Source organism: Nitratireductor aquibiodomus NL21 = JCM 21793 (assembly GCF_000615975.1).
GTDB classification, from domain to species: domain Bacteria; phylum Pseudomonadota; class Alphaproteobacteria; order Rhizobiales; family Rhizobiaceae; genus Nitratireductor; species Nitratireductor aquibiodomus.
Genome location: NZ_BAMP01000151.1, coordinates 1 through 5,255 on the forward strand (window position 1 = coordinate 1; position 5,255 = coordinate 5,255).

A 5,255-nucleotide genomic window follows, 5' to 3' on the forward strand; every position below is an offset into this window, starting at 1 on the left:
TCCCGCCCTGCAGCCCGCGCGTCCGCAGCGCCCGGATCACCGCGCCGAGCACCGCCACGGCGATCTCTGCCGGCGTCGCCGCCCCGATATCGAGCCCGATGGGCGCATCGATCCGCTCCAGCGCCTCTCCCGGAACACCGGCATCAATCAGCCGCTCGACACGTCTGGCATGGGTCTTCCGGCTTCCCAGCGCACCGATGTAAAAACACTCCGCTTCGAAGGCAGCCCTGAGGGCCGGATCGTCGATCTTCGGATCATGGGTGAGTGCTGCGAGCGCCGTATAGGCATCGAGTGCTGGCGCGCCAGCGCTTCGTCGGGCCATTCGGCGTGGAGCGCCATCTCGGGAAACCGCTCCGGCGAGGCAAAGGCGGTGCGCGGATCGATGATCGTCAGATCAAACCCTGCGATTTTCGCCATCGGCGCCAGCGCCTGGCTGATATGCACCGCGCCGATCACCACAAGACGCGGCGCAGGCAGATGCACGTTGAGGAAAAAATCGCGCCCATCGATCTCCGCGACGCCGGATTTGCCGGATCGGAAAGCGCGCGCCACCGCGTCTCCCAGGCTCCCGCCACCGTGTCGCCTTCGCCAATCACCCGGTCGCGGCCGTCACCCAGATCCGTCAACAGGATCGCAGCCTGGCGCTCGCGCCGCAACGCGTTCAGTTTTTTTAGCGAATGCGGGTCCACTAGCCGAGCCTCTCCACATAAACCCTGATGCGCCCGCCGCAGGAAAGGCCCACCTCCCAGGCAGTCTCGTCGGCAACGCCGAACTCCAGCATGCGCGGCTTGCCCTCCGCGAGCACGTCTGCGGCCTCCGCCACCACCGCACCCTCGACACAACCGCCCGAAACCGAGCCTTCGAAATTGCCGTCCGTGTCGATCACCAGATGGCTTCCCACGGGCCGCGGCGCAGAGCCCCAGGTCTCAACCACCGTGGCTATCGCCACATCACGGCCAACCTTCATCCATTCCTCCGCGATCATCAGCGGATCTCGCGGATCATTGTTCTGCATGCCTTCAGACATTGGCGTTTCTCCCGCTCGTCATATGGGCACGCCGGAAGTGCCGTGCCAAGTCCCCGCCGCTTGCCGGTACCGTCAGCGCGGCGACGAGATCGCCAAGCGCATCGAGCGAGTGCACGGCCCGCAATTCATCCACATGGGGCAGCATGGCCTGCATGCCGCGTGCGCGCGGCTCGAACCCGTCGAAACCCAGCAGCGGGTTTAGCCAGATCAGCCGCCGGCAGGATTTCGAAAGCCGCTCCATCTCGCGTGACAGAACCTCGATATGGTCGCGCTCCAGCCCGTCCGTGATCAGGAGCACGATGGCGCCCTGCCCCAAAACCCGGCGTGACCACAGCCGGTTGAAATCGCCAAGTGCCGTGCCGATCCGCGTGCCGCCCGACCAGTCGCGCACGGTTTCCGACGCCTCGTCCATAGCCTCGTCCGGATCGCGCCTGCTGAGCGCCCGCGTGATGTTGGTCAGCCGCGTGCCGAAGGTGAAACTGTGAACGCGCCGTCGCTTTTCCGTCAGCGCATGGAGAAAATGCAGGAAAACACGCGAATACTGGCTCATCGAGCCCGAAATATCGACCAGCGCCACCAGCGGCGGCGCAATCTCGCGCGGCGAGCGGAATTTCGGCAGGATCAGGTCGCCGCCCGTGCGCAGACTCATCCGCAACATAGCGTGGGGGTCAATGCGCGCGCCGTGCGGATCCGGCCGAAAACGCCGCGTCGCCACGCGGTCGAAAGGCAGGGTGAGATCGCGCATCGCAAGGCGCGCCTCGGCCAGTTCCGCAGCCGACATCTGTGCGAAGTCCTTGCCGCGCAGCACTTCCATCGCGGTGAAGGAGAGCCTGGCATCGAGTTCGAATTCCGGGCGCTTCCTGATGATCGCGCGCCGCTCTTCATCGAGCGCATCTTCAGCGCGCCGGTCTCCCGCACGCTTCTTCTCGCGCAGCACCTCCGCCTCTTCATCATCCCCCCCGCCGTCCGCGTCGTCGCGATCCTCGCGCCGTGCCCAGTAAAGGCGGAACACGGCATCGAATACGGCATGATCCTCGCGCCGCGAGATCATGGTCGAATGCAGGGTCCAGTAAAAATCCTCGCGCTTCTCGATGCCCACCGAGAGCACCGCGCGCACCGCATCCATCACCGCTGCCGGCCCGATCCTGAGGCCGGCGCGGCGCAGCATGCGGGCAAAGCCGACAATGCGGTTTGCCAGCCGCGCGCCCTGCGGCTCAACCGAAGCCGTTTTCTGCGATGCCGGGGCGGCCATTCAGCCGACCCTCACCTCTTCCAGAACACGCACGCCCTCGCCCTCTTCCATGCGCACGATGTCGTCCTGATATTTCAGGAGAACGCCCATCGTGTCGGACACGGTCTCGGCATCGAGCGTTTCCTTGCCAAGTGCCGTCAGCGCCGTTGCCCAGTCGATCGTTTCGGCAACGCCGGGTGCCTTGAAGAGATCGAGCTCGCGCAGCTTCTGGACGAACACGACCACCTGTCTGGCCAGCGTCGCGTTGGCGTTCGGCACCTTGCGGGCAAGAATATCGAGCTCGCGCTGCGCGTCCGGGTAATCGACCCAGTGGTAGAGGCAGCGCCGTTTCAGCGCGTCGTGTATTTCGCGTGTCCGGTTCGTGGTGATCACGACAATGGGCGGTTCTGCGGCCCTGATCGTGCCAAGCTCCGGGACGCTCACCTGATAGTCGGAAAGCACTTCCAGAAGATAGGCCTCAAAGGCTTCGTCAGCCCGGTCCAGCTCGTCGATCAGAAAGATCGGCGGCCCGTCCACGCTGCGTTCCAGCGCTTCCAGCACCGGGCGGCGGATCAGGTACTTTTCGGAGAAAACACCGCTTTCCATCTCCGCGCGGTCATGAACGCCTGCCGCTTCGGCCATGCGGATCTCGATCATCTGGGCGGCATAGTTCCACTCATAGACGGCAGAAGAGACATCGAGCCCTTCATAACATTGCAGTCGGATGAGTTTTCGCCCGAGCCGGTCGGCCAGAACCTTGGCGATCTCGGTCTTGCCGACACCCGCCTCGCCTTCCAGAAACAGGGGCCGCTGCATCGTCAGGCTCAGGAACAGCACGGTCGCAAGCGAGCGGTCGGCCACATAGCCACCGTCGGTCAGAAGCGCCAGCGTTTCATCGATGGATTGCGGCAGGCCGCGTGTGCTCGGTTGGGCCATCATTCCCCCAGTTTTCCCGAAAGGACTTGCGGCTACAATACCCGGTAGCCCCGCTCATGGTAGAGGAGCGGGCTGGATTTGTCGCCGATGCTGAGACCGGCAACACGGCCGAAATAAACCCGGTGCGTGCCCAGTTCCACCGTCTGCACCACGTGGCAGTCAAAAACCGCCAGCGCGTCCGACAGGGTCGGCGCGCCTGTGGCGATCGTCTCCCACCGCGCCTGCGCGAAGCGTTCCTCGGGCGAAAGCCCGGTCAACCCTGAAAACGCGTTGGAAAGCTCCTGATGGTCCGCTGCCAGCGTGTTGAGCGCAAAAACGCCGTTCTCCACAAAGCAGTCATTGCTCGGGTTTTCGCGGTTGAGGCACACGAGCACTGTGGGTGGGTTGTCCGAAACCGAACACGCCGCAATGGCCGTCACACCGCGTTTGCCTGCCGATCCATCCGTGGTGACGACATGAACGGCACCGGCAAAACGGGCCATGGCATCGCGGTAGTGGCGCGGTTCGATCTCGTTGGTCTTTAGCACGGTCAACTCTTTTCAACTCTTGTGTGCGATATAGGTTGGGTGGGCAGGCTTACCAAGGAGCATCACGGACTGACAGTCCAAAAACGGAAAAAGGGCTGCGCCAGCCAGAGCCCTTTAAAACAGGTTCACATTACCCGAAGTGCCATATGACACGGTTATTTACCAGTTCCGCATCTTTACGGTTAAGTTCGGATGCGGGCGGGCTGATTCTCGTGTTACTGCGCAACCGTCAAATGGGTGATTGATCTCCAGCTATGCGTTGCTTCGCCTTTTTCATTTTGAGCAGCCTTGCTGCCTTCAGCTTTCCTGTGGCCCATGCGCAGGCTCCGGTTGTCGGCCTCGCCGCTCCGCTGACCGACAGTTTTGCCCTGCTCGGCCAGCAGATGCGCGATGGCGCGCGTCTGGCCGCTCAAGCGGGTGGCGCACAGATTGTCGAAGCAGACACACAATGCAGCACCGAGGGTGGTCAAGCAGCCGCCCGCGCGCTCATCGAGCAGAACGTACCTGTCGTGGTGGGCTTTTTGTGCACCGACGCCATCGAAGCAGCCCTGCCGCTTTTTGCCGAAGCCGGCATTCCTGTGATCACGCCCGGTGTGCGCACCGCAACCCTTACCGACCAGCGGGAGCGCACGGGCTGGCCCGTCTTCCGCACCGCCCCGCGCGCCGATGCCGAACGCGATGCCGTTGCCGACATCCTGCTTCCCCGCTGGCGGGAAAACTTCTTTGCCATTGTGGACGACGGTACCATCTACGGACGCGAGCTGTCGGAAAATCTGCGCGCTACGGCCGAATTGCAGGAACTGACACCGGTTTTCGTGGATACGTTCCGCCCGCAGCTCGACAATCAGATCGGTCTGGCCGGTCGGCTGAAGCGCTCCGGTGCCACGCATGTGTTCGTCGGTGGAGACCGCAGCGACATTGCCATTCTGTCACGCGATGCGGGCGGCATGGACTATGATCTCGTCATCGCCGGCGGCGAAGCGCTGCGTGCAGAGGAAAGCGCGATCCCGCTTGCGGAAGGCACGCTGATGGTCGGCCTGCCGCGCTGGGCCGATATTGCAACGGATTCCGCCGGGAAAGCGCTTGAAGAGGCGGGAATCATACCCGACGGCTACGTCCTGCCCGCCTTCGCGGCGACCGAGCTTGCCATTGCCGCGCTCCGCACCGGGTCAGGCCCGGTGGCCGATGCACTCGAATCCGGCACGTTCCAGACAGCGCTCGGCCCTTATTCCTTCGATCGGAAGGGCGACCTCGAGCAGCCCCTCTATCGCCTGTTCCGCTTCGACGGGCAGACATTTCAGGAGGTTGAGTGATGTGGCGGACCGGTTCCCGCAACCTGATCACCGATGTCGCCGGTCTCACCGTCGGCAACCACACCGACGGAAGCGTGAAATCAGGCGTCACCGCGGTGCTGTGCGAAACGCCGGCGACCGCCGGTGTCCAGGTTCTCGGCGGAGCGCCCGGCACCCGCGAGACCGATGCGCTCGAGCCGCACAATCTGGTTGACGGCGTGGACGCGATCACGCTGTCCGGC

The 5,255-nt window shown here is 63.8% G+C and carries 6 protein-coding genes and 1 pseudogene; 2 read left to right on the forward strand and 5 right to left on the reverse strand.

The annotated features are described in order from the left end of the window. The 5 genes and pseudogenes from JCM21793_RS27850 to JCM21793_RS22470 all read right to left on the reverse strand — a co-directional run. A pseudogene (locus JCM21793_RS27850) lies at nt 1–689 on the reverse strand (XdhC family protein); the annotation flags it as partial. After that, entirely contained in the window at nt 689–1,027 is a 339-nt protein-coding gene (locus tag JCM21793_RS22455) for an XdhC family protein (RefSeq protein WP_025031788.1), read from the reverse strand. The pseudogene JCM21793_RS27850 and the gene JCM21793_RS22455, both read right to left, overlap by 1 nt. After that, nucleotides 1,020–2,279 (reverse strand): vWA domain-containing protein, encoded by a 1,260-nt coding sequence (locus JCM21793_RS22460; RefSeq protein ID WP_025031789.1) that lies wholly within the window; start codon nt 2,277–2,279, stop codon nt 1,020–1,022. The genes JCM21793_RS22455 and JCM21793_RS22460 overlap by 8 nt, the downstream gene beginning before the upstream one ends. After that, the gene (locus JCM21793_RS22465; protein ID WP_370671668.1) at nt 2,280–3,197 is read right to left on the reverse strand and encodes an AAA family ATPase; all 918 of its coding nucleotides are present in this window, start codon (nt 3,195–3,197) and stop codon (nt 2,280–2,282) included. It lies immediately after the preceding gene. 29 nt (nt 3,198–3,226) lie between these two features. Beyond that, a complete protein-coding gene (locus tag JCM21793_RS22470; protein ID WP_025031791.1) occupies nt 3,227–3,721 on the reverse strand; it encodes a flavin reductase in 495 nt (164 codons plus the stop codon). 254 nt (nt 3,722–3,975) lie between these two features. Between JCM21793_RS22470 and JCM21793_RS22475 the strand changes: the two genes are divergently transcribed. Beyond that, nucleotides 3,976–5,034, forward strand: a complete 1,059-nt coding sequence (locus JCM21793_RS22475; RefSeq protein ID WP_025031792.1) for a branched-chain amino acid ABC transporter substrate-binding protein — start codon at nt 3,976–3,978, stop codon at nt 5,032–5,034. Next, a partial coding sequence (locus tag JCM21793_RS27855) for a P1 family peptidase (RefSeq protein WP_036541557.1) occupies nt 5,034–5,255 on the forward strand: 222 nt, incomplete at its 3' end. The genes JCM21793_RS22475 and JCM21793_RS27855, both read left to right, overlap by 1 nt.

What these genes read in the sequence shown, in the direction of transcription:
- JCM21793_RS22455 (WP_025031788.1), bottom strand. Translation starts at nt 1,027, where the DNA reads ATGTCTGAAGGCATGCAGAACAATGATCCGCGAGATCCGCTGATGATC.
- JCM21793_RS22460 (WP_025031789.1), bottom strand. Translation starts at nt 2,279, where the DNA reads ATGGCCGCCCCGGCATCGCAGAAAACGGCTTCGGTTGAGCCGCAGGGC.
- JCM21793_RS22465 (WP_370671668.1), bottom strand. Translation starts at nt 3,197, where the DNA reads ATGATGGCCCAACCGAGCACACGCGGCCTGCCGCAATCCATCGATGAA.
- JCM21793_RS22475 (WP_025031792.1), top strand. Translation starts at nt 3,976, where the DNA reads ATGCGTTGCTTCGCCTTTTTCATTTTGAGCAGCCTTGCTGCCTTCAGC.